22 protein-coding genes and 1 pseudogene are annotated in these 26,597 nt (G+C 72.6%); 14 read left to right on the forward strand and 9 right to left on the reverse strand.

The genetic code is table 11. The features are described 5' to 3' along the window. Position 1 precedes the first annotated feature (1 nt). From ASG96_RS15195 to ASG96_RS15210, 4 genes are read right to left on the reverse strand one after another with little or no spacing between them, the layout of a single operon-like run. Complete coding sequence (locus tag ASG96_RS15195; protein ID WP_056759574.1) at positions 2–730, reverse strand: TIGR03089 family protein; 729 nt, start codon at positions 728–730, stop codon at positions 2–4. Beyond that, positions 730–1,893 carry an LCP family protein gene (locus tag ASG96_RS15200; protein ID WP_057588490.1) on the reverse strand — a complete coding sequence of 388 codons (1,164 nt, stop codon included), beginning with the start codon at positions 1,891–1,893 and terminating at the stop codon, positions 730–732. Before ASG96_RS15200 ends, ASG96_RS15195 begins: the two co-directional genes overlap by 1 nt. Beyond that, a complete protein-coding gene (locus ASG96_RS15205; RefSeq protein ID WP_056759571.1) occupies positions 1,883–2,311 on the reverse strand; it encodes a DUF2304 domain-containing protein in 429 nt (142 codons plus the stop codon). Before ASG96_RS15205 ends, ASG96_RS15200 begins: the two co-directional genes overlap by 11 nt. Next, complete coding sequence (locus ASG96_RS15210; RefSeq protein ID WP_056759666.1) at positions 2,308–2,994, reverse strand: glycosyltransferase family 2 protein; 687 nt, start codon at positions 2,992–2,994, stop codon at positions 2,308–2,310. The genes ASG96_RS15205 and ASG96_RS15210 overlap by 4 nt, the downstream gene beginning before the upstream one ends. Positions 2,995–3,092: 98 nt before the next feature. Here ASG96_RS15210 and ASG96_RS15215 point away from each other — a divergent pair, with 98 nt between their 5' ends. Both ASG96_RS15215 and ASG96_RS15220 read left to right on the forward strand, forming a co-directional pair. Continuing rightward, entirely contained in the window at positions 3,093–5,219 is a 2,127-nt protein-coding gene (locus ASG96_RS15215) for a glycosyltransferase family 4 protein (RefSeq protein WP_235509177.1), read from the forward strand. 33 nt (positions 5,220–5,252) lie between these two features. Then, positions 5,253–6,215 carry a lysylphosphatidylglycerol synthase domain-containing protein gene (locus ASG96_RS15220; RefSeq protein ID WP_057588491.1) on the forward strand — a complete coding sequence of 321 codons (963 nt, stop codon included), beginning with the start codon at positions 5,253–5,255 and terminating at the stop codon, positions 6,213–6,215. Positions 6,216–6,227: 12 nt separating this feature from the next. Here ASG96_RS15220 and ASG96_RS15225 read toward each other — a convergent pair whose 3' ends face one another. Further along, the gene (locus ASG96_RS15225; RefSeq protein WP_057588492.1) at positions 6,228–6,662 is read right to left on the reverse strand and encodes a nitroreductase family deazaflavin-dependent oxidoreductase; all 435 of its coding nucleotides are present in this window, start codon (positions 6,660–6,662) and stop codon (positions 6,228–6,230) included. 99 nt (positions 6,663–6,761) lie between these two features. Then, complete coding sequence (locus tag ASG96_RS15230) at positions 6,762–7,505, reverse strand: DUF3105 domain-containing protein (protein WP_056759566.1); 744 nt, start codon at positions 7,503–7,505, stop codon at positions 6,762–6,764. 134 nt (positions 7,506–7,639) lie between these two features. Here ASG96_RS15230 and ASG96_RS15235 point away from each other — a divergent pair, with 134 nt between their 5' ends. Together ASG96_RS15235 and ASG96_RS15240 are read left to right on the forward strand one after the other, a co-directional pair. Beyond that, on the forward strand, positions 7,640–8,566 hold the full coding sequence (locus ASG96_RS15235; RefSeq protein ID WP_056759565.1) for a DNA-3-methyladenine glycosylase: 927 nt from the start codon (positions 7,640–7,642) through the stop codon (positions 8,564–8,566). A gap of 150 nt (positions 8,567–8,716) precedes the next feature. Further along, on the forward strand, positions 8,717–10,939 hold the full coding sequence (locus ASG96_RS15240) for an FG-GAP-like repeat-containing protein (protein WP_056759564.1): 2,223 nt from the start codon (positions 8,717–8,719) through the stop codon (positions 10,937–10,939). Between the two features lie 118 nt (positions 10,940–11,057). Here the strand turns inward: ASG96_RS15240 and ASG96_RS15245 are convergent. Continuing rightward, positions 11,058–13,301 (reverse strand): annotated as a pseudogene (locus ASG96_RS15245) (PhoX family phosphatase); the annotation flags it as partial. Between ASG96_RS15245 and ASG96_RS15250 the strand changes: the two are divergent. Further along, positions 13,300–14,502, forward strand: coding sequence for a glycosyltransferase (locus tag ASG96_RS15250; RefSeq protein ID WP_162262044.1), 1,203 nt, complete (start codon positions 13,300–13,302; stop codon positions 14,500–14,502). The pseudogene ASG96_RS15245 and the gene ASG96_RS15250 sit on opposite strands and share 2 nt — an antisense overlap. A 49-nt stretch (positions 14,503–14,551) precedes the next feature. Here the strand turns inward: ASG96_RS15250 and ASG96_RS15255 are convergent, their stop codons facing one another. Together ASG96_RS15255 and ASG96_RS15260 are read right to left on the reverse strand one after the other, a co-directional pair. Next, positions 14,552–15,502, reverse strand: coding sequence for an acyl-CoA thioesterase (locus ASG96_RS15255; RefSeq protein ID WP_057588494.1), 951 nt, complete (start codon positions 15,500–15,502; stop codon positions 14,552–14,554). 27 nt (positions 15,503–15,529) lie between these two features. Next, a complete protein-coding gene (locus ASG96_RS15260; protein ID WP_057588495.1) occupies positions 15,530–19,834 on the reverse strand; it encodes an FtsK/SpoIIIE domain-containing protein in 4,305 nt (1,434 codons plus the stop codon). Between the two features lie 252 nt (positions 19,835–20,086). On the opposite strand from ASG96_RS15260, the gene ASG96_RS15265 reads away from it, so the two are divergent. The 9 genes from ASG96_RS15265 to ASG96_RS15305 all read left to right on the forward strand — a co-directional run bounded on the left by ASG96_RS15265 (position 20,087) and on the right by ASG96_RS15305 (position 26,435). Next, positions 20,087–21,325, forward strand: coding sequence for a CpaF family protein (locus ASG96_RS15265; protein WP_057588496.1), 1,239 nt, complete (start codon positions 20,087–20,089; stop codon positions 21,323–21,325). Continuing rightward, the gene (locus ASG96_RS15270) at positions 21,325–22,191 is read left to right on the forward strand and encodes a type II secretion system F family protein (RefSeq protein WP_057588672.1); all 867 of its coding nucleotides are present in this window, start codon (positions 21,325–21,327) and stop codon (positions 22,189–22,191) included. The genes ASG96_RS15265 and ASG96_RS15270 overlap by 1 nt, the downstream gene beginning before the upstream one ends. Beyond that, positions 22,188–23,165 carry a type II secretion system F family protein gene (locus tag ASG96_RS15275; RefSeq protein WP_082591814.1) on the forward strand — a complete coding sequence of 326 codons (978 nt, stop codon included), beginning with the start codon at positions 22,188–22,190 and terminating at the stop codon, positions 23,163–23,165. The genes ASG96_RS15270 and ASG96_RS15275 overlap by 4 nt, the downstream gene beginning before the upstream one ends. Before the next feature lie 53 nt (positions 23,166–23,218). Continuing rightward, complete coding sequence (locus ASG96_RS15280) at positions 23,219–23,434, forward strand: hypothetical protein (protein WP_056759531.1); 216 nt, start codon at positions 23,219–23,221, stop codon at positions 23,432–23,434. Then, positions 23,431–23,913, forward strand: coding sequence for a TadE family protein (locus ASG96_RS15285; RefSeq protein ID WP_369813606.1), 483 nt, complete (start codon positions 23,431–23,433; stop codon positions 23,911–23,913). The genes ASG96_RS15280 and ASG96_RS15285 overlap by 4 nt, the downstream gene beginning before the upstream one ends. Then, positions 23,913–24,401 carry a hypothetical protein gene (locus ASG96_RS15290; RefSeq protein ID WP_057588497.1) on the forward strand — a complete coding sequence of 163 codons (489 nt, stop codon included), beginning with the start codon at positions 23,913–23,915 and terminating at the stop codon, positions 24,399–24,401. Before ASG96_RS15285 ends, ASG96_RS15290 begins: the two co-directional genes overlap by 1 nt. Next, a complete protein-coding gene (locus tag ASG96_RS15295) occupies positions 24,398–24,907 on the forward strand; it encodes a pilus assembly protein TadG-related protein (RefSeq protein ID WP_056759527.1) in 510 nt (169 codons plus the stop codon). The genes ASG96_RS15290 and ASG96_RS15295 overlap by 4 nt, the downstream gene beginning before the upstream one ends. A 219-nt stretch (positions 24,908–25,126) precedes the next feature. Then, the gene (locus tag ASG96_RS15300; RefSeq protein ID WP_057588498.1) at positions 25,127–25,585 is read left to right on the forward strand and encodes a lamin tail domain-containing protein; all 459 of its coding nucleotides are present in this window, start codon (positions 25,127–25,129) and stop codon (positions 25,583–25,585) included. 331 nt (positions 25,586–25,916) lie between these two features. Beyond that, positions 25,917–26,435, forward strand: coding sequence for a matrixin family metalloprotease (locus ASG96_RS15305; protein WP_057588499.1), 519 nt, complete (start codon positions 25,917–25,919; stop codon positions 26,433–26,435). Positions 26,436–26,597: the final 162 nt, after the last annotated feature.

The following is a 26,597-nucleotide window of genomic DNA, read 5'->3' on the forward strand; positions in this document are numbered from 1 at the left end:
CTCAGGCGTTCTCGCGGGCGTCGACCGTGACGCCCTCGGACGCGAAGCGAGCCGCGAGATCCTCGCGGTCACCGCGCACGAGCACGACCGAGCCGTCGGCCGACCACGCGCCGAGCGCCAGTCGCAGGACCTGCTCGAGCCCACCGGCGAGCGCGACGCGCGGGGACGTGCCCCACCCGTCGTCGGGCACGACGACGGCGCCGTATGCCGTGTCGAGGCCGTCCGCGGCCAGCGCGACGTCTCCGGGCTCGGCGTCGGACATCGGTGAGAAGAGGTCGCCGTGGGTGGCCAGCTCGCGGGCCTCGTCGACGGCGCCGCCTGCGTCGCCGGCCTCCGGGTGGCTGCGGGCCAGCGCCGGCAGGGAGACGAGGACCGCGTCGCCGCCGTGGCCGGCCGCAGCGGCAGGGGAGTCGGTGACGAGCACGTCGGCCCCGGCCGCAGCGCTGCCGACGACGACCGTCGCCCCGACCGACCAGGTGGCGAGCGCCCAGTAGAGCGAGCGCCAGTGCGCCGGCAGGTCGAGGCCGACGGTCGTGCCCGGTCCGGCCGCGGCGTCGTCCTGGAGGAGGTTCGCGGCCTTGGAGACCCAGTTGGCCAGGACGCGCGCGCTCAGCTCGATGCGCTCGCCCGCGGTCGGTCCCGGCTCGTCGTCGTACCACGTCAGGCGCGGCCGGCCCGGGTCGGCCGCGACCATCCGGGCGAGCACCTCGGCGGGCAACAGGTCGGCCATCAGCTGTTCTTCGCTCCCTCGACGGTGGTGCCGGGCGGCGGCTCGGTCAGCGGCTCGTCGTCCTTGAGGGCCCTGAAGAGCGCCTTGGCGCGCTCGGTGTCCCACTTGACGGCGAGGGCGCCGGCGCTCGTGCGGTAGGCGAGGTCCGAGGTCGGGACCGAGAGGGAGAGCCCCTCGTCGTTGCTGACGGCGCGCATCGCCTGGAGCACGCGGACGGCGTCCGCGATGCCGGTCTCCTGGCCGACGGCGAGGCCGGCGGCGGAGGCGTCGGCGAAGCTCTTGTAGCGCCAGGGGATGAGGACGGTCGAGGGCGTCGCCGCCTTCTTCATGAGCGCGCCCAAGAACTGCCGCTGGCGGGCGGCGCGGCCGATGTCGCCCAGCGGGTCCTCGTAGCGGGAGCGGACGTAGCCGAGGGCGTTGCCGCCGTCGAGGGTCTGGCAGCCCTTCTTGAGGTCGATGCCGGCCTTCTTGTCGTTCATGTCCCGGGCCACGCAGATGTCGACGCCGCCCACGCTGTCGACGACGGAGGCGAACCCGCCGAGGCCGATCTCGATGTAGCCGTCGATGTGGATGCCGGTGACCTGCTCGACGGTGTCGGTGAGCAGCTTCGGCCCGCCGATGGAGTAGGCGGCGTTGATCTTGTTGGAGCCGTGGCCCGGGATCGGCACGTAGGAGTCGCGGGGCAGCGAGACCATGACCGGCTTCCCGCCGCTCTCGGGCACGTGGACGAGCATGATCGTGTCGGTGCGGTTGCCCGCGGCGTTGCCCGTCGCGTACTTCTTCCGCTGCTCCTTGGTCAGGCCCTCGCGGCTGTCGGAGCCCACGAGCAGGTAGTTGTAGCCCGAGGTGTCGGTGGGTCGCTCGCCGTCGGGAATGTTGTCGACCTTGTTGACGGCCCCCCAGGCCTGCATCGGCACCCAGACCATGAAGCCGATCCAGGCCACGAGGAGCACGAGCAGCACGACGAGCGCGATGCGTCCCTTGCGCCAGCGGTAGCGCGGCTCGTGGGGTGGGGCGGTGGGTCCGAGGTCCCGCTCGTCGTGGCGCGGGGGTGCGACGGCGCCACCTCGGGGTCGCTTGGGCCGACGCCGCGTGTCGACGACGTAGGCCTCGTCGCGGCCGGGGGTGCCGGGGCGGCGCGGAGTGCTCGGATCAGTCGGCATCGGCTGCCTTCACGCTCGGGGACGGGGGAACCTCGGCGGACAGTGTGTCAGTCGATCCTGTCGACCTCACGTGCTCCACTGCCGGCCGTGCCTCGTCGAGGGCGATGCGCCGCGCGAGACGCGTGTAGCGGGTCTCCATCGCGCGGAAGCGCTTGTACGTCGTCACGACGAAGCCGAGGAAGGCCACGACGAGCCCGTAGAGGATGAGGTCGGCGCCACGCCCGATCCCGAGCGCCTTGGCGAGGTTGGTCCACGTCTTGCTCGGGTCGATGATCGAGTAGATGACGATGCCCAGCAGGAAGAGGAGCCCGAGCCGTCGCATGGCCTGCGTGCGCTGGCCCGAGCCGATCAGCAGCCGCCACGCGATGGCGAGGACCGCGGCGATGAGCAGGATCTGGATGACGCTCTGTCGACTCATCGCCAGATCAGCTCCGCCAGGATGTTGACGGCGTTCCAGAGCGACTGGCCCTTGGCCTTGGAGTAGTCGGTGTAGAGGATGTGCACGGGCTCCTCCGCGTAGGCGACCTTGGCGCCGTCGAAGCGCATCGAGCCGATCTGGGCGACGATCTCGGACGCGTGGGCCATCCGGTTCTGGGTGATGTCGAGCTTCTCGACGACGTCGCGGTGCAGCACGCGCAGGCCGTTGTGTGCGTCCGTGAGGCGGGTGCCCGTCGTGAAGTTGGTGTAGGCGACCGCGGCTCGCAGGACGAGCCGCTTGGACGCCGAGGCCTCCGTGCGCTCGTCGAGGAAGCGCGAGCCGAAGACGACGCGCACGTCCTCCCGCCGGATGCGCTCGACCATGACCTCGACGTCGTCGATCTGGTGCTGGCCGTCGGCGTCGTAGGTGACGACGTAGCGCATGCCCGGGTCACCCAAGGCGTAGTCGAAGCCGGTCTGCAGGGCCGCGCCCTGGCCGAGGTTGACGGGGTGGCGCACGACGGCCGCGCCGGCCTGCTCCGCGCGGGCGGCAGACGCGTCGTGCGACCCGTCGTCGACGCACACGATGTTGGGGAAGACGGCGCGGGCCTCGCGCACGACGTCGGCGATGACGGCTGCCTCGTCGTAGAGCGGCACGACCAGCCACACGTCCTCGTTCTGCATGCGCCCAGCGTAGAGCGCCCCCGGCGCCCCGACCGACACGCGAGGTGCAGGCGGCAGCACGCCTCGGGGTGCACGCCGGCAACTAGAGTCGGGGCACCATGACGGACGCGTTGCCCCAGGCCGCCGGGAGCCCCGGAGCCGCACCCCACCTCGAGGCCTCGGCCGGGCCGGACGACTCGACGGGATCGGCCGCGCTCCGCCTCGCGATCGTCGGCCCGACCCATCCGCACAAGGGTGGAGTCGCCGCACACACGACGATGCTTGCCCACCACCTCGCGGACGCGGGCCACGACGTCACGCTCGTGTCGTGGGCGCACCTCTACCCCTCGAAGCTGCACCACGCCGACGCCTCGGTGCCCGACGGGGTGCCGGAGGTGCCGCCGTTCCCGCGGACCATCCGGGCGCTCAGCTGGGCCCGCCCCGACACCTGGGTGCGCGCGGGGCGGCGGCTGCGCGACGTCGACGCCATCCTCGTCGTGCACGTCATGCCTCCCGTCGTGCCGGCCCACCTGGCGCTGCTGCGGGCCGCCGGCGCCGTGCCCGGTGGTGCCGGCCCACGCCCCCAGTCGGTCGTCGTGTGCCACAACGTCCTGCCGCACGAGCCCCATCCGGGCGACGCCCGCCTCATGTCGGCGCTCTTCTCGCGCGTCGACTCCGTGCTCGTCCACAGCGCCGACCAGGCCACCGTGGCCCACGACCTCGGCGCGCGCCGCGTCTCCGTGGCCGACCTCCCGCCCCACCTGCCCGGCGGTGACCCCATCCTGCGCGGCCCGCGCCCCGGTCCCACCCGGCTGCTCGCCCTGGGTCTGATCCGCGAGTACAAGGGCATCGACGTGCTCCTGCGTGCCATGCGGTCCGTGCCCGAGGTGACGCTCACCATCGCCGGTGAGATCTGGGGGGCCAACCGCGGCGTCATCGGCCGCCTCGCCTCCGACCCGGCGCTCGCGGGACGGGTGGAGATCCGCGACGGCTACGTCCCGGCCGACGCCCTCGCCGCGCTCCTCGCCGACCACGACGTCCTCGCGCTGCCGTACCGCTCTGCGACGGCGTCCCAGAACGTCATCCTCGGGCACGCGCACGGGCTGCCCGTCCTCGCCTCCGACATCGCCCCGTTCTCGCAGCAGGTGGACGACGGCGTCAACGGGATCCTCGTCCCGCCGGAGGACGAGCGTGCGCTCGCCGGCGCCCTCCGGCGCCTCGGCGACCCGGACGTCCGCCGCCGCCTCGCCGAGGGCGTGCAGACGCCGGACCTCTCGGGTCCGTGGGCGCACTACCTCGGCACGCTCGAGGCCCTGTCCGTCGACGAGAGCGTGCTGCTCGGTGAGCCGGGCGGGTCGTATGCCGTCGCCCCCGACCCCGACGACCCCGACGACCCCGACGACCGCGACGACCCGGACGACCCGGACGACCCGGACGACCCGGACGAGCTCGAGCCCGCCGACCAGACCTCCGACGAGACCGCCGCGGGGGACCGGGGCCTTCTCCCGCGCACCGGGCGGCTCCTGGGCCACGGGGCGCGCCACGTCGCCGGTCGGGTGCGCCGCAGCGCCACCCGGGCCGTCGCGGCCCGGCGCCCGCTCGTCTCCCTGCGTCCCGACGACCTGCCCGAGTGGGTCCTCGCGACCGACGTGCTCGGCGAGCCCGACGAGGCCGACGACGCCCGCCGGCTCTCGCGCATCCTCGGCCTGCCGCGGTCCCTCGACAGCGTCTCGGCGTGGGCGGCCCTCGGCAGCCTCGCAGCGATCCTGCGGGTGCGAGACGACGGCCGCCGCAGCGCGGTGATCGTCGACGAGGGCGGCACCCGCTCCCTGCTCTCCCGGTGGGCGCGCGCGGTCGGTTTCGCGCCGGTCGAGATCGACTTCACGGGCGCGCACCCGAGCGTCGCGGCCCTCGACGTCGACACCGGCTCCCTCGACGTCATCGTCCGCATCCACCCCAACGGGTGCGACGCCGACGACGTCGACCACGTGCTCGAGCAGGCCTCGTGGGCGCTCCGCTCGGGGGGCCTCCTCGTCGTCACCGTCCCGATCGGCCCGCGCGCGGCCGAGGGGGCAGTCGGACCCGCCGACGTGCGCGGCATCCTGGCCCGCGCCCACGACCTCGGGTTCGTGCTCATCGGCGACCTCGACGGCGACGTCAACTCCCGGATGCGGGAGGCGGCGTCACGCGCCCGGGCCGACGACGCGGCATACGGACTCGTGCGTCTCACGCTGAGACGGCGCTGAGCACCCGGATGACACTGCGATGATGGGTGCGACATGACCCGTAAGAAGATCCTCACCCTCCTGCGCGTGGCCATCGCGCTCATCACGCTCGCAGCCGTCACCTACGCAGTCGTCCACAACTGGGCCGACGTGTCCGTGCACCTCGACAAGATCTCGTGGACGACGTTCCTGTGGTCGACCCTGGCGGCGGCCGTCGGCACGTGGCTGACGATGATCGGCTGGAAGACGCTGCTGCGCGACCTCGGCTCCGACCTGCACCTCGCGCCCGCCTCCGGCGTCTACTTCGTCGGCCAGCTCGGCAAGTACCTCCCCGGCTCGCTGTGGTCGGTGCTCGTCCAGGCCGACATCGCGAGCCACCTCAAGGTGCCGCGCCGGCGCACCGCCGTGACAGGCCTGCTCGCGCTCGGCCTGGCCCTGCTCACGGGCCTGCTCGTCGGGCTCCCGGCGGCGTCGTTCCTGCTCACGAGCACCGAGTCGGGCTTCGACTGGTGGCTGCTCCTCGGCATCCCGATCCTCGTCGTGCTCTGCGTGCCCAAGCTGCTCAACGCGGTCATCGCCAAGATGCTGCGCACCATCAAGCGCGAACCCCTCGAGCACGAGCTGTCGGCGGGCGCCGTCCTGCGCGCCGTCGTCATCTTCGTCCTCGTGTGGGTCGCGTTCGGCGTGCACACCCTGCTGCTGGCCCGAGCGGTCGCCGGCGACGCGTCACCCCACCCGGACCTGACGACCGCTGCGATGACCGGATACGCGCTGTCGGTCTCCCTGGGCATGCTGACGATCGTCCTGCCGGCCGGGCTGGGCGCCCGCGAGGGCCTGCTCACCCTCATCCTGTCCACGGCGATGCCGACGCCGGCCGCGGCCGCGGTCGCGATCATGTCGCGCTTCATCGTCACGATCGTCGACGTCGTGGCCGCGCTCGGAGGGTGGCTCTACGCCCGCTCGCACCACCTCATCAGCGAGCGGCACGCCGCCGCGGAGAGCGACGTCAGCGTCTGAGCCGCCGCCGGACTAGCGGCGCTCGAGGACGAAGACGGGGATGAGGCGGTCGGTCTTCGTCTGGTACTCCGCGTAGGGCGGGTAGGCGGCGACGCACCGCTCCCACCACTGCTCGCGCTCCTCGCCCTCGAGCTCGCGGGCGTGCACCGGGAACGTCTCGGTGCCGGCCTGCAGGTCGATGTCGGGGTGGGCGAGGAGGTTGTGGTACCACTTCGGGTGCGTCGGCGCTCCGCCCTGGCTCGCCACCGCGGCGAACGAGCCGTCGTGCTCGACGCGCATGAGCGGCACCTTGCGGATCGCCGCGGTCTTCGCGCCGCGCATCGTCAGCATGACCACGGGCAGGCCCATGATGTCCACGGAGTCGGTGGTGCCGGTGCGCTCGATCGTCTCGACCTGCTTGCGGACCCAATCGCTCGGGCTGGGGACGTACTCGCCGGTGATCGCCATGACGGCAGGGTAACCCCGCCTCACGCGACCGGCCCCCGGTGGGTCACCGGGGGCCGGAAGGCGTACGCGTGGGCTGCGTCGTGCTGACGGGTGGCCCGCTCAGGCGGCGCCGGGCTCCGGGGCCGAGCTCCACGGGTGCTTCTTGACGAAGTCCTCGACGAGGGTGGTGTTGAGGCCGCCGCACAGCTGGCGGTGGCCCATCTGGTTGGCGACCTTGCCGCTCGCCTGGTCGACGTCGGCCGACCAGTGCGACAGGGCGTACTTCTTGCCGGCCGGAAGGGCGCCGTAGGCGGGGTCCCAGGGGCTGATGAGGAACTTGTTGGCCGACTCCTTCATGGCGTTGACCTGCGTCGACAGCGCCTGGAACGCGGCCGCCTGCTCCTTCTCGACGGAGCGGTCGTACCAGAGGATCGTGTAGCCGTGCTCGAGGTTGTGCACCAGCGTCTCGATCTGCGGGGCGTCCGCGACGGTGTAGACGCGGCGGCCGTCGACGGCGGGGACGGCGAAGTGCTTGCCGCTCGACGGCGGGACCGTGGAGTACGCGATCTTCGTCACGTCTGGCTGGTTGGTGCCGGGGCCGACGTGCTCGCTCGAGCCGCTCGCGGGGTCGTTCGTGACCGGGTCGCACGAGGCGGCTGCGACGTCGCCGCTGATGTTGGCGAGCGCCTCGTCCTTCTTGTTCTGCTCACCGATGATCGCCCAGGCGACGGCCGCGCCGATGATGGCGATGACGGCGACGCAGGCACCGATGACGACGAAGAGGCGACGGCGCTCGGCCTTCTTCTGGGCGGCCTGCATCTCGGCGACGCGCTCGCGGCGGTCTCGGCTCGTCTCGCGGGCCATCGTTCCTCGTTCCTGTCGGTCTGTCGGCATGGGGCCGGGGCCGGTGGGGCCGGTGGGCGGAGCGGTGTGGGTCGCACTCGGCGAGGGAGGTGTCATCCCGTGGGGCGACGGTGCTGAGTGTAGGCGAGGATGTTGTGGTGCCCGAACCCCTGACCCGCCTGTGGCGCAGCGACCGCGAGATCGCGCTGCGCGCCCAGCTCGGGGTCTTCCGCAGGGGCTCGGGCGACCCGACGTCGCGCTTCGGACGCGACGGCACGGTGACGCGGGCGGCGCAGACCCCGGAGGGGGTCGGCACCCTCCACCTCGTGTGCCGTCCGGGCGACTCCGAGGTGCACGCACAGGCGTGGGGTCCGGGGGCCGCGTGGCTGCTCGCCGCGGTGCCGGCGCTGCTCGGCGAGGACGACGACCCCTCGGGCTTCGAGCCGCACCACGACCTCGTCGCCGAGGCGTGGCGGCGCTTCCCGCACTGGCGGGTGCCGCGGTCGGGCCTCGTGTTCGACGCGCTCGCACCGGCGGTCATCGAGCAGAAGGTGACGGGCCAGGAGGCGTTCTCCGGCTACCGCTTGCTCGTGCGTCGTTTCGGCGCGCCGGCGCCGGGTCCCTTCCCGGGGCTCATGGCCCCGCCGACGGCGACCGGGTGGGCGGCCGTCCCCTCGTGGGCGTGGTTGCAGGCGTCGGTCGACGGCGCGCGCTCGCGCACGATCGTGCGGGCCGCGGGGTATGCCGGCCGGCTCGAGCAGGGTGCGTCGGTCTCGGTCACCGAGGCGCACCGTCGGCTGCGTGCGCTGCCGGGCATCGGGGTGTGGACGGCGGCCGAGGTCGCCCAGCGGGCCCTCGGCGACCCCGACTCCGTGTCGTTCGGCGACCACCACGTCGCCAAGGACATCGGGTGGGCCCTGACCGGGACCCCGGTCGACGACGACGGACTCGCCGAGCTGCTCGAGCCCTACCGCGGTCACCGCTACCGGGTGCAGCACCTGCTCGGTCTCGCGGGTCACCACCGGCCGCGCCGGGGCCCGAGGATGGCGCCGCGGACACACCTGCCGACGCGTGCGCGCTGACCGAGCGGCACGGCATACGCCGTCGGACGCGTGGGACCGGTGGTGGTTCGTGCAGATCTGTGCCGACAAGCCACCACATGTCGCCCGTGTCGTCTAGGCTCCGGTCGGCCGCCCGGAGTGCGGCCCTCCATCCTCACGAAAGGCAGCCACGTGGCTCGTCATCACCTGGGGGCTCGCGCCCTCACCATCGGGGCCGCTGCGGCGCTGCTCGGCCCCATCGCACTCGCCGTCCCGGCGGGTGCGGGGCAGGCGCAGGGGTCGCACGGCCTCGACCTGCGCGGCCGCACCGGTCTCGCCGTCGCCGGCAGCGCCAGGGCGTCGTCCGGCGAGGTCGCGTCGAGCGCCCGGAAGGCCGTCGGCTCCGCCCAGGGCCGGAAGGCGGCGCCTCGCTCGGCGACCTCCGGCCGCGTAGCGGCGAGCACGCTCGGCTCCGTGTCCCTCTCGGCGGCCTCCGTCGAGGGCACGTCCCCGTCCCTGACGACCCAGGCGGCGCCGCAGGCGGTCGCGGGCACGTGCGCCGACGGCACCATCGACGTCAACCCGATGGCCGACCGCACGGTCGTCCACGCCACGTCGCCGATCAACGGCGCCCTGACACTCCAGCGGCTGCGCGAGTACGGCTCCTGGCGGACGATCGCCACGGGCTCGGGCACGACCCTCAAGGTCAACGACACGACGGTCAACGAGAACGTGTCCTACCAGTACCGCCTCATCGCCAAGAACGGGACCGATCCCGACTTCGACTGCTCGACCGAGTTCATGTACGGCATGTGGACCCGTGACGGCGCCGGCGACCCCGACGCCGTCGTCGCGGGCACGACGGGCATCTTCCAGCAGGGGATGTTCAGCGTCGGCAGCCGTGCCGTCGCGAACGAGTACCAGAGCCCCCGCTACTCGACCGACGGTCGCCTCTACGCGGCGACCAAGGTCATCGACGACGCCACCGGCCGGGCCGTCCTGGAGGTGCGTCGCGCGTCCAGCTCCGCGCTCGTCTTCACCGTCGACCTCGGCACGGGTGCCTTCCCGGCGGACCCCGACTTCTCGCCCGACGGGCAGACGATCGCCTACACCCGCTACGCCGCCGACACCGGCCGGTCGCTGGGCCTCGGCTTCGTCGACGTCTTCGGCCCGCACACCAAGACGGTGCTCGACACCACGACGCGCATCGGTGAGCCCTCGTGGCGTCCCGACGGCACGAGCCTCGTCGTGTCGACGTTCGGGGTGACGACGCCGGGTCTCGCCGTCGTCACGAAGGCGACCGGGGTCGTCACGCCGCTCAGCGGCACCGCGGGCGGGTACACGCCCGAGGTCGCACCCGACGGCACGATCCTCTTCGGCTGGACCGCGGACGACCAGTCGTCCAGCGCTCTGCGCCGCAAGGCCACGAGCGGTGCGGTCACTCCTGTGCGCACCTCGACGACCGACTTCTTCATCTCGCCGCGCCTGACCCCGGACGGCACGCTGTACGTCGAGCGCGACACGCCCGACACGGCCGACCCGACGAGCTACTCGATGGCCGTCCACTACGTCGACCCCGCCAACGAGCTCGATGACGAGGTCACCGCCGTCGGCCTCGAGTTCGAGGACACCCTCATCAACGGGTGGGACGTGCGCCAGCCGCAGAGCAAGGGCACCTCGGACTTCACGGCCGAGGCCCACCACGACATCGTGGCCCGCGACTCGAGCGGCAACCTCTACGCCTACCGCAACACCGGCAACCAGCTGAGCGGCCGCGTCCAGATCGGGTCCGGCTGGAAAAGCTACACGGCAGTCCTCGCCGCGGGTGACCTCACCGGAGACGACCAGGCCGACCTCGTCGGCCGCGACGCCAACGGCGCGCTGTGGCTCTACCGCGGCAAGCCGACCGGCGGCTTCTCGGCCCGGACCGCGCTCGGCACGGGCTGGAACAGCTACACGCTCGTGGCGCCCGGCGACTGGAACGGTGACGCCCGGGCCGACATCGTCGCGCGCGACGGCGCCGGCACGCTCTGGCTCTACCCGGGCACCGGTCGCGGCACCCTCGCCGCCCGCGTCCAGCTCGGCACCGGCTGGGGTGGCCTCACCATCGTCGGCACCGGCGACATCGACTTCGACAACCGCGCCGACCTCATGACGCGCGACTCGGCGGGCCGGCTGTGGATCTACCCGGGCAACGGTACGGTCGGCTTCCTCGCGCGTCGCCAGATCGGCTCGGGCTTCGGCCAGTTCAACGCCATGACGATGACCGAGGTCACGTGGCACCGCCCCCTGCTCTGGGTGCGCACCACGGCCGGTGAGCTGGTCAGCTTCGAGCTGCGCGGCGACGGCGTCTTCTCACCCGGCGACGTCTACAGCGTCGGCACCGGCTGGGGCGGCTTCACGCTGACGTCCTGACCGGCATACGCCTTCGNGGACGCGCGAAGGCCCGGCACCCCCTGACGGTGCCGGGCCTTCGCGCGTCGCGCCGCTCGGTCAGCGGCGGTAGGAGACCACGACGCTCGGGCGCGGGAANGCCGTCGGTGTGCGGCCAGGTGCTCGAGGGCGTCTCGAACGTCGCGCCGTCGGTCTCGCCCGGGTGCTGCACGGCGACGAAGACCGAGAGCTGGTCGTCGGTGACGAGCGGGCCGCACGTCTCGGCGCCGAACGGCACGGTGAGGAACTGCTCGACCCGACCGCGGTCGGGGCCGGCGACCGGGACGCGGAAGAGGCCGTCGTTGGAGCCGAGGACGTTGCCGTCGGTTGAGATCCAGAGGTTGCCGGCGGCATCGAAGGCCACGTTGTCGGGGCAGCTGATCGGGCTGACCTTCGACGTGTCGTAGCCGGCGAAGTAGGTCTCCGGGGCCGCGGGGTCGCCGCAGACGAGGAAGAGGTCCCACGTGAACGTCGTTGCGGTGTGGTCGTTCCCGAGCTCGGTGAGCTCGAGGACGTAGCCGTTGCGGTTGCCGGACTTGCTCGTCAGCGGCGCGTCGAGGGCGGCCCGGACCATGCTCGAGCCGAGCGGGTTCGTCTCGTCCGTGGGGTACTTCACGCCGCGGTCGGAGTTGTTGGTCAGGGCGGCGTAGACCTTGCCGTTGACGGGGTTGGGCTCGACGTCCTCGGGGCGGTCCATCCTCGTCGGGCCGACGGTGTCGGCGGCGAGGCGCGTGTTGACGAGCACCTCGGCGACGCTCATGCCGGCGACGTAGGACGTCGTGTCCGAGGTCAGGGCGATCCACGTCCCGGCGCCGTCGAACTCACCGTCGCCCGTGCCGTCGCCGACGAACTTCGCGACGTAGAGCGTGCCCTGGGTCAGGAGCGTCTTGTTGTGGGCGCGGGCCGAGCGGGAGCTGCCCGGGCGGAAGCGGTCGGCGGACACGAACTTGTAGAGGTAGTCGCCGCGCTCGTCGTCGCCCATGTAGGCGACGGCGTGGCCGGAGTCGGAGATCGTGACGTTGGCGCCCTCGTGCTTGAGGCGGCCGAGCATGGTCTGCTTGACCGGCGTCGAGTCGGGCTCGTAGGGGTCGACCTCGACGACCCAGCCGAAGCGGTAGGCCTCGTGGGGGTGCTTGCTGAGGTCGAAGCGCTCGTCGACGGTGGACCAGCCGCGGTTCGTGGCAGCGCCGGTCGCGAGGCCGTAGCGCTTGAACGACGTCGCGTTCGCCGGGTCGACGGCGCCGCTCGCGTCGAAGTAGCCGTTGAAGTTCTCCTCGCCGGACAGGACGGTGCCCCACGGCGTCGTGCCACCCGCGCAGTTGCCGAACGTGCCGAGCACGCGGGTGCCGGTCGGGTCGGCGGCCGTGCGGAGCAGCTCGTGGCCGGCGGCCGGGCCGTGGAAGGCGAACTCGGTGTGCACGGTGATGCGGCGGTTGTGGTGGGCGCGACGGTGGTCGGCGCGGATCCAGGATCCCTGCGCGCGGCCGCGCTCGATCGTGACGACGGCCATGCCGTGCGCGGCCATCGCGATCTTCTTGGTCGTCGCGTCGTCGTACTCACCCGTCGGGAACATGAGGTTCTCGTCGGTGTACTCGTGGTTCGTGACGAGCAGCGCGCGACGGCCGTCGAGGGGCAGGACGCCCACGTAGTCGTTGTTGTAGCCGAACTGCTGGGCCTGAGCCTCGGGTGTCTGGGCGTGCGCGTCGAAGCGGGGCGCGCCGGCCTCGACCGGGTCGCCCCAACGGATGACGACGTTGTGGGTGAACTCGGGCGCGTTCGTCACGGCGTCGGCGCGGTTGGGTGCGACGGGCGTGAAGGCGGCGCGGCTGACGTCACCGGTCTGGCGGCCGCGAGCTGCCGAGGCGGCCGTGGAGTCGGCGGCGGCGGCCGGCGTGGCGGTCGCGAGGCCGCCGACGACGAGGGCACCGGCGCCGATGGCACCGCCCTTGAGCAGCGACCGGCGGGCGAGGGCGCGCTCGACGAGGTCGCGCATCGCGGGGTTGGCGCTCTCGTTGGGGACGGGCGCGTCGCACGCGTTGTTGCAGCGGTAGTGGCACGTCATGCGGCTGCGCGAGCCGTGTCGCGGGGTGGCGATCACGGGGAGAAGCTTGGGGGTCACGCGGGTGCTCCTTCGGCGAGGTGAGTCCGCCGCGCCCCTCTGGTCGACGCGGCTGGGAACCGTCTGTGACGCTATGAGCGGTGGGGGAGCGGCTGGGTGCCCCTCCGGTGGCCATCGGGTGAACTCCGCGTGTCCCCGCTTGTGCCCCACGAATCGCTTCGGCCGAGGGTGTGCCGTCGGAAAGGCCTCGTGCCCGCACGCCGGCGGTGGGACGCTGGTGGCCATGCGGATGCTGTTCGCGACGACGGCGGGCACGGGACACTTCGGGCCGATGACCTCGGTCGCGAGGGCGTGCGCCGAGGCCGGACACGAGGTGCGGGTGGCTGCCCCGGAGTCGTTCGCGAGCCACGTGACGCGGGCCGGTCTCGAGCACGTGCCGTTCGACGACGTGCCGCCGGAGGTCATGGGCGCCGTCTTCGGTCGGCTGCCGTCGATGTCTCCGAAAGAGGCCAACGCGACGGTGGTGCGCGACGTCTTCGGCCGGCTCGACGCGCAGGCGGCCTGGCCGCGCGTGCAGGAGGTCGTCGACGACTGGGCTCCCGACGTCATCCTGCGCGAGCCGTGCGAGTTCGGGTCGCTCGCCGCCGCTGTGCGATCCGGAGTGCCGCACGTCGAGATGGCGATCGGGCTCGGGAACCTCCAGCGGTGGGCCGGGCAGGTGCTCGTCGACCCGCTGGGCGAGCTCGACGTGCTCGCCGGGCTCGACCGGGGGTCGTGCGCTGCGGCGATGTCGTCGGCCCCCGTCTTCTCGCAGGTGCCACCGAGTCTCGACATCACCGACGAGGACGGGAGCGGGACGAATGACGATGCTGCAGGGGGCGGCGTCCCGACGGTCATGCGCTATCGGGACGGCGAGGCGAGCACCCGCTCGGGGACCCTGCCGACCACGTGGGGGGACTCCGAGCGCCCCCTCGTCTACGTGACCTTCGGGTCGGTGACGGCCGGCTTCGAGGAGCTGAGCACCGTCTTCCGCCTCTCGCTCGAGGCGCTGGCCGACCTCCCCGTGCGGGTGCTCCTCACGACGGGGCACGCGGGTGACCCCGAGATGCTGCGCCCCTGGCCCCGGAACGCCCACGTCGAGCAGTGGTGGCCGCAGGACGACGTCATGCCGCTCGCGTCCGCGATGGTCGGTCACGGCGGGTTCGGCACGATGATGTCGGCCCTCGCGGCCGGGGTGCCGCAGGTGCTGGTGCCCCTCTTCGCCTTCGACCAGGAGGTCAACGCGCAGCGCATCGACGAGGTCGGTGCCGGCGTGCGGCTCGGGGGACGGCAAACGGCCATGTCCGGGCTGGCGGAAGCCGTCAACCGGGTGCTCGACGACGCGGGTGTCAGGTCGAGAGCCGAGGCGCTCGCGGACGAGATCGCGGGGCTCCCCGACGCGTCGGAGGTCGTGCCCCTGGTCGAGGCCATGGCTGCGGTGCGGTGACCGACCCGCGCCGGCCAAGAGGCGTACGGTCAGCGAAAAGCGCTGTGGGTCAAGGGATGTGGCGCTCGGCGTCGACCTCGTTGCGCATCACCACGAGGGCCTGGGCGTGGTCGTGCAGGGCGACGTCCTCGTCGCTGACGGGCACCCATGGGCGAGCGGCGACGGCGTTGCCGTCGACGTCGAGCGGCACGAAGACGATGAGCGAGTGGGTCGTCAGGTCGAGGTCGCCGGTGGACGGGTCACCCGAGCGGACGTGCACGCTGATGTGCATGCTCGACGTGCCCGTGAGCAGCAGTCGTGCCTCCACCTCGACGAGATGGCCGATCCGCAGCGGTCGGTAGAAGCGGACGCCGCCGGCGTACACGGCGACGTTGGACGCCGAGCCGGTCCACTCGGTCGCGAGCACGTGCGCGGCCTCGTCGATCCAGCGCATGACGATGCCGCCGTGCACCTTGCCGCCCCAGTTGACGTCGGTCGGTGCGGCGAGGAAGCGCAGCACGACGCGCGGGGCGGTGCCGGCGTCGCTGTAGGTCTGGGCCGCCATTGCGGCGGCGATCTCGTTGCGCAGCCCGATGCGGGTGACGGCGCTCTCCTGCCATTCGCGGTCGTGCTCGTCCTCGGGGACCATCTGGGCGACCGGTGTCGGCCTGCCGTGCTCGTCGACGGCGACGAAGACCATGATGCAGTCGGTCGTGGGCCGGAGGTCGCCGTCCCGGGGGTTGCCGGCCGAGACGGTGACGAGGATGTGCATGCTCGTCGTGCCGGTGTGGATGACCCTCGCGGTCGCCTCGACGAGGTCGCCGACCTCGACGGGCCGCGTGAAGCGCACGTTGCCGACGTATGCCGTGACGCTGTACGTCCCGCTCCACCCCGCGGCCGCCGCGTAGCCCGCCTTGTCGATCCACTCGAGGACGCGCCCGCCGCCGACGGTGCCGGAGTAGCCGGCGTCGGTCGGCGCGGCGAGGAAGCGCAGGGTGATCTCTCGTGCGCCGCGCGGCATGGGGTCCTCCTCGAGCCAGGGTGTGGGTCACGAGAGTGGCAGAGCGCGAGCCGTCGTGGGCGGTGAGTCCGGCCTCCGGCACCGCTCCGGGTCGAGCAGCGCCACCTGGAGCGGTGTCGCGCGCCCGTCGACGACGAGGTGGCCCCGACCGGGGCGGCGGGTGGCCTCGACCTCGAGACGGACGCCGAGCACGTCGCCGTCACCCGGGGAGGTCGCCCCGAGCAGGATCCCGACTCCGTCACGGGCCACCTCGGGCACGAGCCCGCGGAAGGCCGCGTTCGCGCGGGTCAGGTCGGCGCCGACCACGACGACCCCGTCCGTGCCGTCGACGAGGCGAGCCGCCTCGAGGAGCGCCGCCTCGGCGGGGCTGCCGTCGACGAGCTCCGCGTCGTCGACGAGCAGGCACAGGTCGGGGTCGTCCTGACGGGTCCTGACCAGGTCTGCGGCGTCCTGCTGGGTCAGCGCAGGGCAGTCGCGGATGGCCGCCCACGTCGACAGGGCCGAGCGGCGGGGGCTGACGACCGTGACGGACCTTCCCTGTTCGAGCAGCTGGTGACCGATGGTCGCCAGCGTGGAGGATCGGCCGGAGCGGCTCGGCCCGGCGACCAGGACGCGGCCACCGGGGCCGAGCGGCAGTGCCGAGGGCGTGGCGGTGTCGCCGCCGATCCCGATCCACAGGGTGTCCCGGGCTGTGGGTAGCTCGTCGAGCTCGACCCGCTCCGGCAGCGCGGCGATACGCCACGGGCCACCGCTCGGAGCACCGGCAGGCCCCGTGGTCCTGGTCAGGCCGTCGCGCTGGGCGTCCGCGACGCGGGCCACTTCGTCCAGGAGGGAACCGGTGGTGGGCGTGACGAGCTGCACCTCGTGTCCGGTGCGGAGGTCGATCGCTCGTCCGGGTGGGCGGCCCGAGGCGGCGTGCTCGGGAGAGATGCCGGCGAGGGTGAGGTCCAGAGGGTCGGGCAGGTGCAGGGCCAGTCGTCGGTCGAGCAGGCCCGGCAGCCTGCCGGAGAGGATGGCGCGGCCACCCGTGACGGCGAACCTCACCCCGGCGCCCGGGCCGTCGCGGAGGAGCCGGTGGAGCTCGTCGACGGGCGCGCCGTGGTCGATGCCCGCCAAGGACTCCTCGAGCGACTCCCAGCCGTCGACGAGCACGACGGTGCGGGCGGCCCCGGGCTCCTCCCCGTCGACGAGGCGGAGCAGGCGGGCGATCAGTCGTCGGCTGCGGGTCGGGTCGCCCCCGTCCGTCACCGTCCCCACGTGGGGGAGCGACCCGAGCGTGGCGCACGGTCCCGCGACGCCCTGGAGCACGTGGACGTGCAGCTCCGTGGGTGCGGCCGTCCCGACGAGGCCGAGTGCGAGGGTGACGAGCGCGGTGGAGCGTCCCGAGCGTGGACCCCCGGCGATCCCGAGGTGCCCACGGTCCTGCGCTCGCCACCAGAACGTGTCCCGGCGCTGCTCCTCGGGGACGTCGACGAGCCCCAGCGGCACGTCGCCCCCGGGTGAGGTGGCTGGGGTGCTCGGCTCGGTCGCGATGACGTCGTCCGGGCGCAGCACGGTGGGGAGCGGCGGCAGCCAGGGTGGAGGCGGCGACGGTATGCCGGCTCGGCGAGCGGCGGTGTTTGCGGCCTCGACGACGGCGTGCAGCTCGGTCGGTCGACTGTCGTCACCGTCCGGTTCGTGGTCCCGCGGGGCGACGGGGGAGAGCAGGTCGCGCTCGACGACGCGAACGTCCCTGCTCTCTGCGGCGTCCTCCTCGGGCCGCCCGAGGTAGGCCGTCTGGATCGTTGCCAGGCTCCGGTCGCCCGAGCGGATACAGGCCCGTCCTGGTGTGCGGGCGTCCAACGACGCAGCGTCGACGGCGTCGACGACGTCCTCGCTGTCGGACCGGTCACGGACGCGCAGGGCGATGCGGACGGCGACGTTGGCCCGCATGTCGGCGGAGACGATGCCGGCCGGGCGCTGTGTCGCCAGCACGAGATGGAGCCCGAGCGAGCGGCCGAGGGCTGCGACGCGCACCAGGCCCGCGATGAAGTCCGGGAACTCGTCGGCGAGTGCCTTGAACTCGTCCACGACGATGACGAGCCTGGACAGCGGAGGGAGCTCACCGCATACGGCCGCGGCTCTCCGATAGTGGTCGAGGTCGCGCGCCGACGCCCGCGCGAGCAGCCGCTCGCGGCGCTTCATCTCGGCGTCGAGCGAGGCGAGTGCCCGTGCGGTCAGGTGCGCGTCGAGGTCGGTGACGAGGCCGACCGTGTGCGGCAGGCGGGCGCAGTCGCTGAAGGCCGAGCCCCCCTTGTAGTCAACGAGGAGGAAGGCCAGCTCGTCCGGGCGGTTGCTGACGGCGAGGCCGGTCACCAGGGCCTGGAGCAGCTCCGACTTGCCCGAGCCCGTGGTCCCTCCGACGAGCACGTGTGGCCCGTCGGCCGCGAGGTCGATCGTGAGGTCGCCGTCGGTCGTGCGGCCCAGGAGGGCGACGGGCCGACCCGTGCTGCGCGACCACGACCGCTGCAGACCCTCGACGGTCGTGGGGTCGAGACCTGTCGACCGGTGCAGGTCGACGAACGACACGTGACGCGGGAGGGCTGCCTCACCACCCTCCGGTGTCGCGTCGACGAAGGGTGACAGGGCGCGGCTGACCCTCTCGAGCCATCCGAGGGACGGCAGGTCGGGTGCCACACCGGTGAGGGTGTGGCCCTCCTCCCGCACCGTGGCCGACTGTCCGGTGTCGGCCACCTCCACCGTGGCGCGCGTCTCGGCCGGGAGCGAGGTGACGTCGCGGTCGAGGCAGACGAAGACGACCCCGGCCCGTGGCCCGTCCCTCAAGAGCTCCGCGACCCCGGGTCGTGCTCGCAGACCGCTGGCACCGTCGAGGACGACGACCACGTCGGGGGGCGGGGGCCGAGAGCCGGTCCAGCGACCGTCGGCCGCCACGAGTCGGCTCTCGACGAGGACGCGGAGGCCGCCCACCTGTCGGGCCACGCCCGTCGGGTCGCCGGACACGGCTGCGGCCGAACCGTCGTCGGCGCGGACGTGCGGGAGGTGCGCGGCCCACTCCCAGTCGAGCGCGGCAGGCCGGCTGTCGGCGAGGACGAGCAGCCGGACGTCGCGCGGTGTGTGCCATGCGGCCACCTGAAGGAGCAGGCCGCCGACGAGGCTGAGTGTGTGGCCCCGAGGGCCCGCCGCGCCCACGACGCCGCACGTCCCGAGGTGCAGCAGGGCTGGCAGGCCGCCCACCTCGGGAGGCCCTTCGGGCGCCGGACCTGAGACGTCGACGCCCGTCGGCTGGGTCGCAGTCCCGACCCGGAGGACCAGGTGGTCGTCGTCCGACCGGCGGCGTTCCCACAGACGGGTCCCGCGGCGACGGACCACAGCCTCGAGGTGCGTGAGGTCGGGATGGTGCTCGCGCCGTCGTGCTGCATCGGTCGCGGTGGCCTCGACGAGGTCGTCACGGGCACGAGCGACTCGGGTGGCATGCTCGCGGACCTGTCTGCGGTACGACACCCGACCGGCGCGCCGGTCGCTCCACCACTGGCCCAGGAGCAGGACCGGCGACATCAGGGCGAAGAGGAGCAGGACGGGTGAGGAGAGGGCGACGGCGAGCACTGCCGACAGGACCACGGGTGCCAGGGACGTGAGCAGCGGCATCCGTTGGTGCTCCGGGCGTATCGGCGCATCGGGGAAGACCACCGACGGCGGCGCGCCCACCTCGCGGAAGCGCGGTTGGCGATGGATGCGGACCTCACCGTCGACGGTCTCGTGGTGCCCACTGCGGACGTCGACGGTGCCGAGCACGAGGGTCGTCGACCCCACGGTCAGCCGCTGGCCGTGCTCCAGTCGGGCGCCCTCGAGCGGCAGGGGCGACGAGTCGACGCGCGACCCGTTGGTCGGGCGGTGGTCCGTGACCGTGACGCGGTCGGCGGCTACCGTGACGACGGCGTGCGCGCGCGAGACCCCGGGGTCGTCGAGGCGTACGTCCGCGGACGCGGCCCGGCCGATGACGTGCTCGCCCCTGCCTAGTGAGACGACACGCCCAGCCCCCGGGCCGCCGACCACCCGCAGCTCGACGGCTCCGCGGCCCGTCGCGGGCGCCACGGGGTCACCTGGCCGCGCGACGGTGAGGAGGGCGCCCCTCAGGAGGGGTGGCGACCCGACCACGTCCCCGTCGGACACGAGGCGGCCGTCGATCCGGAAGCCGCAGCCCTGCACCCCGGCGATGTCGTTGAGACTGGGACGGACGGCGCCGAAGACCGTGCCGGACGGGGCCTCGATCGTGACGTGACGCGGGGCCGGACCGACCTCGTGGGTGTCGATGACAGTCATGGTCAGGCGCACCGGAGCCTCCTTCTCGGGGGTCCCATGAGACCGCCCAGGAACCCCGAGGTGCGAGGTGCGTGCACAGGTGTGGATGACGACGGCCGCGTGCGCCCGGGAGACGATACGGTGCCCGGTGCATCGACGAACCCCACGGCGCCCTGTGGACGAAGTTCCCGCGTTTGACTGCATTTGACCTAGCTTGGACGCGCCAGATCGCGACAGTCCGGGCAGGATGTCGGGCGAAGCAACTCACAGGGTTCAGGGGAAGGCATGTCGACACAGGAAGCGGTGCGTCACGTCGAGGGCGAGGTCCGCGAGCTGATCCGTCGCTCGGGTCTCGATCCGGCCAGCGACTCGAAGGCGGTCCGCCGGCTCGTCCAGGACGCCGTGCAGGACTACGACGAGAGGTCCCTCCACGGCGGCCTGCCCTCGCTCGGGGACCAGCGGCTGGCCGTGCACTCGATCCTCGCGGTCGTCGCCGGCTACGGGCCGCTCCAGCAGTACTTCGACGACGCTGCCGTCGAGGAGATCTGGATCAACGAGCCCTCGAGGGTCTTCGTGGCTCGTGGCGGCATCGCCGAGCTGACCCCGACGATCCTGACGGCCGACGAGGTGCGAGACCTCGTCGAGCGCATGCTCAAGAGCAGCGGTCGGCGCGTCGACCTCAGCAGCCCCTTCGTGGACGCGACCCTCGCGGACGGTTCGAGGCTCCACGTCGTCATCCCGGACATCAGCCGGACCCACTGGCAGGTCAACATCCGCAAGTTCGTCGTCAAGGCCGACCACCTCGACGACCTCGTCCGCCTCGGCACGATGCCACGGCAGGCGGCGACGTTCCTCGAGGCCGCTGTCGCGAGCGGGCTCAACGTGCTCGTGGCCGGAGGCACCCAGGCGGGCAAGACGACGCTCCTGAACTGCCTCGCGGCCGCCATCCCGCCACGCGAGCGCATCGTCACGTGCGAGGAGGTCTTCGAGCTGAAGATCCCCCAGCGTGACGTCGCGGCGATGCAGTGCCGACAGCCCAGCCTCGAGGGCACGGGGGAGGTCCCGCTGCGCCGACTCGTCAAGGAGGCGCTGCGGATGCGCCCGTCGCGCATCATCGTCGGCGAGGTGCGTCAGGAGGAGAGCCTCGACCTGCTCATCGCCCTGAACAGCGGTGTGCCCGGCATGTGCACCGTCCACGCCAACAGCGCCCGCGAGGCCGTCACGAAGATGTGCACACTGCCCCTCCTCGCGGGCGAGAACGTCTCGAGCCGCTTCGTCGTGCCCACCGTGGCAGCGGCGGTCGACGTCGTGGTCCATGTCGCGCTCGAGCGTGACGGCGTGCGGCGCGTGCGGGAGATCGTGGCCGTGCCGGGACGGGCCGAGGGCGACGTCATCGAGATCGCCGACCTCTTCGTCACCCGCGGCGGTGCTCTTCGACGCGCCGACGGGTTCCCGCCGCACCGGGAGGCCTTCGAGCGGGCGGGATACGACGTGACGGCCCTTCTGGGGCAGGCGGACTCGTGATCTCGCCGCTGTTCGTCGGTCTCCTGCTGGGTGTGGGCGTCTTCTTCGTCTACTGGTCCTTCTGGCCGCAGCAGCCCGCGCGCGAGAAGGCCGGCAGGGGCGGCTTCATGGTCGAGCTGCGAGACCACCTCACCCAGGCCGGCTACTCCTCGGTGTCTCCCGGCCACGTCGTCGCCGGGTCCGTGGTGCTCTTCGTCATCACCTTCCTCATGGTCCTCGCGCTGACGCGCGTCGTCCCCATCTCGCTGTGCTTCAGCCTGATGGCCGGCGCGCTCCCGCTCTCGCTGGTGCGGATGCGGGCGCGCAAGCGCCGCAACAAGCTTCGCGACCTGTGGCCAGACGTCGTCGACAACATCACGTCTGGCGTGCGTGCGGGCCTGGCGCTGCCCGAGGCGTTGTCGCAGCTCGCCGTCCGGGGCCCGGCCGAGCTGCGTCCCGCGTTCGCCGCCTTCGCGGAGGACTACCGGACCACCGGCCGTTTCCACGACTGTCTCGACCGTCTCAAGGACCGGTTGAGCGACCCGGTCGGCGACCGCATCGTCGAGTCCCTCCGGATCGCACGCGAGGTGGGCGGCAGCGACCTCGGCAAGCTGCTGCGCACGTTGTCGTCGTTCCTGCGCGAGGACGCTCGCACCCGGTCCGAGCTCGAGACGCGGCAGAGCTGGACGGTCAACGCGGCCCGGCTCGCGGCCGGCGCCCCCTGGGTCATCCTCGGGCTGCTCGCCCTCAACGGCGGCTCGCTCGCGGCCTACTCGTCGCCCACCGGCTGGGCCGTCCTCGCGATCGGTGCCGGCCTCTGTCTCGTGGCCTACCGCGCCATGGTCTGGATCGGTCGACTGCCTGAGGAAGAGCGGGTCCTGCGGTGAACGGGCTGACGGGCCGGCTCGGCGAGGTGCTTCGTGACGGGTGGTCGTGGGCCGGGGCCAGCGCGGGTGTGCTCGTGGTCGCGGGCATCGCGCTCGTCGTCGCCGGGCTGCCCACCAACCGCCGCCCCACGCTCGACGACCGCCTCGAGCCCTACCTGCGTGACACACCGCGCCCGTCGACCCTGCTCTCCCGGCCGGCACCACCGCGTGGGCCCTTCGGCTTCGGTGAGCTGCTCGCGCCCTTCGTGGCCAGGCTCGGGTCGGGGGTGGGTTCCGTGATCGGCGGCGCCCCGTCCGTGGCCAGCCGCCAGCTCCGAGCCGGCCGCCAGGCGGACGTCGACCGGTTCCGCGCGGAACAGGTGATGTTCGGCGCGATCGGCGGACTGGGCGGACTCGTCTTCACCGCCGTCGTCGCCGTCGCGCAGCGGCGCTTCCCGGTGTCGGTGCTCGTGTCGATGGTGCTCGTCGGCGTGCTCGGCGGGATCGCGGGTCGCGACTACCTCCTCAGCCGTGCAGCAACCCGGCGGGAGGCCCGCATGCTCACCGAGTTCCCCACGGTGGCAGAGTTGCTCGCGCTCGCCGTCAGCGCAGGGGAGGGCGCGGTCGGGGCGCTCGAACGCGTCTGCCGACTCTCCCGCGGAGAGCTGTCCGACGAGCTGCGACGGTGCCTGGCCGACGCGCGTGCCGGAGCCAACCTGCCCACCGCCCTGCAGGGCCTTGCCGACCGCACCGGACTGATGAGCCTGACCCGCTTCGTCGACGGGATCGTGGTGGCTGTCGAGCGCGGCACGCCGCTCGCCGACGTCCTCCGGGCCCAGGCGCAGGACGTCCGCGAGGAGGGTCGACGCACGCTCATGGAGGAGGGAGGGAAGAAGGAGATCTACATGATGGTCCCGATCGTCTTCCTCACGCTGCCCGTGACGGTGCTCTTCGCGCTCTACCCCGGCCTCAGCTTCCTCCACCTCAAGCTCTGACACCCGGCCCTCCGGGTGCTTCGTCACCGCAATCCGACACAGGGAGAAAGAGAATGAACCGCATCATCACGGCCCAGGCACGGGTCCGAGCCGTCCTCACGACCGCCGTATCGCGTCGCATCGCCGGCCCTCGTGACCGTGGCGACGTCCCCGGCTGGGTCCTCGTCACGATCATGACCGCGGGGCTCGTCACCGCTCTGTGGGCCCTCGCCGGCCCCCAGCTCGGGCAGCTCTTCAGCGACGCCATCTCGGACGTCAAGGGCCCGTGAGGCCCGCGAGGGCCGTCGGCACGTCCGTGGTGAGCCCCGGTGTGCTCCTGGCCCGCCTGCGGCACCGCTCGACCACGGCTGCAGACCGCGAGCGCGGTTCTGCGATAGCGGAGTTCGTGATGGTGGCTGCCCTGCTGCTGTTCGTGGCCATGGGTGTCTTCCAGCTCGGACTGGCGCTCTACGTCCGCAACACGCTGATCTCGGCGGCGTCCGAGGGCGCCCGCTACGGCGCACGAGCCGATGCGCAGCCCGGCGACGGCGTCGCGCGCACGAAGGCGCTCATCGCGACGTCCTTGAGCGCATCCTTCGCGCAGGACGTGAGTGCCGCTCGCTCGCTCACGGCTTCGGGCGTACGCGTGGTGGAGGTCCGCGTGACGGCTCCGCTGCCCGTGATCGGCCCGATCGGGCCCGCCGGAGGACTCACGGTGTCGGCCCGTGCCTTCAGCGAGGAGCAGGTCGTGGCCGGAGCCGACCTGTGATGCGACCGCAGGACCTCGTCGCCTGCGCGGCCCGGCCTCGACACCCCGGAGGAGGCAACGGTCGCGTCGACCTGGAGGCGGGCCGCGCCATCCTCGAGTTCATCTTCCTCGGCATCCTGCTGCTGCTCCCGCTGACCTACCTCGTGCTCACCGCGGCCCGTCTCCAGGCGGCGTCCTTCTCGGCTTCACTGGCCGGACGGGAGGCCGGGCGCGCGTTCGTCACGGCTCCGTCGGACGACGAGGGGTACGCCCGTGCACGCGCAGCCGCCCTCCTGGCCTTCTCCGACTTCTCGTTCGACGACGGCGCGGGGGTGGCCGTGGCCTGTGACGGTTCTCCGTGCCTGCGCCCCGACGCTTCCGTCACCTCCACGGCGACCATCGAGGTCCAGCTCCCGCTGGTGCCGGACTTCCTCGCGGTTCACCTGCCGGCGTCGGTGACCATCTCGTCGACCCACGTCGCCTCCGTCGACCGGTTCGTGGCGCGATGACGAGCGCGTATGCCGCCCGCCCGGGAGCCGTCGCCCGCCGGCTGTGCGTCCGGCCGCGACGTGGACGCGCGCGTGACGAGGGCCAGATCGGGGTGCTCGCCCTCGGCCTCTTCGTGCTCGCGACACTCCTCGTGCTGGGCGCCATCGACGTCACGGCGGCCCAGCTGGCCCGCATGCACCTGCTCGACGCGGCCGACTCGGCGGCGCTCGACGCTGCCGACGCGCTCGACGAGCGCGCCGCCTACGAGGGCGGCGTCCTCGAGCAGCTCGCCATCACCGACGAGTCGGTGGCACGCGCGGCCTCAGCGCACCTGGCCCGCACACCGCTGCCGTCAGGCATCACCGCCTGGTCCGTGGTCCCCGACACCGGCACGAGCGACGGGGCGACCGCCGTGGTCACGATCCAGGGCAGCGCGACCCTGCCGATGAGCGGCTGGGTGCTCGAGTCGCTCGGAGGCAGCGTCACCATCACCGTGACCTCCAGGGCCCGGGCGCCGCTCGGCTGAGGCCGCGGGCGTCAGACGACGCGAAGGCTCCGCAATATTCGCAAAACGGCCACCCGCCAGTCGAATCCGCACTAGCGTCCGTCGACGACGCCCACACCGCCCAGCACGTCCAAGGCCTGGCGGCGTGGCGCGTCGCGCCAGGCAGTGATGGCGCCGTCCGAAGGGCGGCGCCATCCGCACGTGCCGCGGCCATGGTGCCGCGACGTCAGACAGGGAAGCATGCGCACGCTCATCACCAAGGCCCTCGTGGCCACCGCCGGACTCGGCCTCGCCGTGGCCGCGCCCATCGCCGCCGCGAGCTCGGCCCAGGCGCTCCCGGCGATCATGATCTACAAGGTCCAGTACAACTCGCCGGGCTCCGACACGGGCAGCAACACGAGCCTCAACGCCGAGTACGTCGTCATCAAGAACACGACCCGCAGCAACCGCGTCCTCACCGGCTGGACGCTGCGCGACAAGACCGGCTACACCTACCGGTTCCCGACCTTCACCCTGAAGGCCGGCGGCACCGTGACCGTCCACACCGGCCGCGGGTCCGCGACGTCGACGCACCGCTACTACAACAAGACCTGGTACGTCTGGAACAACACGGGCGACACGGCATACCTCAAGAACGCCTCGGGCACGACGGTCGACACGTGTGCCTGGAGCGGCGGCGGCACCGCGAAGTACTGCTGAGCCCGCACGACCGACGCCCTCACGACAAGGCCCGCCCCGCACCCGGGGCGGGCCTTCGTCGTCCCCGGCAGGGGGAGGCACCCAGTGCGCTCGCCCGGCGCCCGCGGAACTGGGAGCTGTCCCACCAGCGGGCTGGGAAAGGTCAAGAGATCGTCAAAAACGCCTCATTACGTCACGAAGGCGATAATTTGGACAAACAGTGCCAATACCCCTCGAGACCACGTGCCCCACGGGTGGTCTCGGCGTCTGTCCGAACACGCACCAACACGCACCGCATGGAGCCACCTCGGTCCTGAGCCCCCAGCACATCCCCCACAGCAGGAGAAGGCACATGAAGCGGATCATCTTCGTCGTCCTGGCAGCCCTCGGACTCGCCGTCGGGGCGGCCGCCCCCACGCAGGCCGCCAAGCCCAGCCCCACGGTCAACCCGGCCTACTGGGGCCACTGGAGCAGCCCGGCCCTCGTCTACGACGCGACCGGCAGCAACACGAGGTTCAAGGTCGCCGAGGCCGTCTCGGAATGGCGCAAGTCCGGCTGGAACGTCAGCATGACGACCGACGCCACCAGGGCCAACATCAGGGTCATCCCGGAGCAGCCGGCGAGCGGCGCCATAGGCGAGGCCTCGCTCGTCAGCAGCGGCGGCGTCATCACCGGGTGCACGGTCAAGCTCGGCCCGGCCTTCGCCCAGCAGGTGTACTCCGAGCACATGGCCATCCACGAGCTCGGCCACTGTGGCGGCCTGCCGCACTCGTCGTCGCCCAGGAGCGTCATGTACCCGCAGACCAGCGCCACTCTGGCCATGACCCGGCCCTCGGGCCAGGACATCCAGTGGATGGCCGGCGACTACTGATCGACCAGCACCACGTGCTCGGGGGAGCCTGCACCGCAACCACATCGGGCCCACGGCGTCTGCCGTGGGCCCGATGCGAGTGCTGCCGCGCCGCTCGTGGCGGGGATGGCGACGAGCGGTACGCGTGCGGGAATCGGGCCCGGTGCCCGCCCGGCGTGCGCG

The organism is Terrabacter sp. Soil810 (genome assembly GCF_001429645.1).
In the GTDB taxonomy this organism is placed as follows: Bacteria; Actinomycetota; Actinomycetes; order Actinomycetales; family Dermatophilaceae; genus Terrabacter.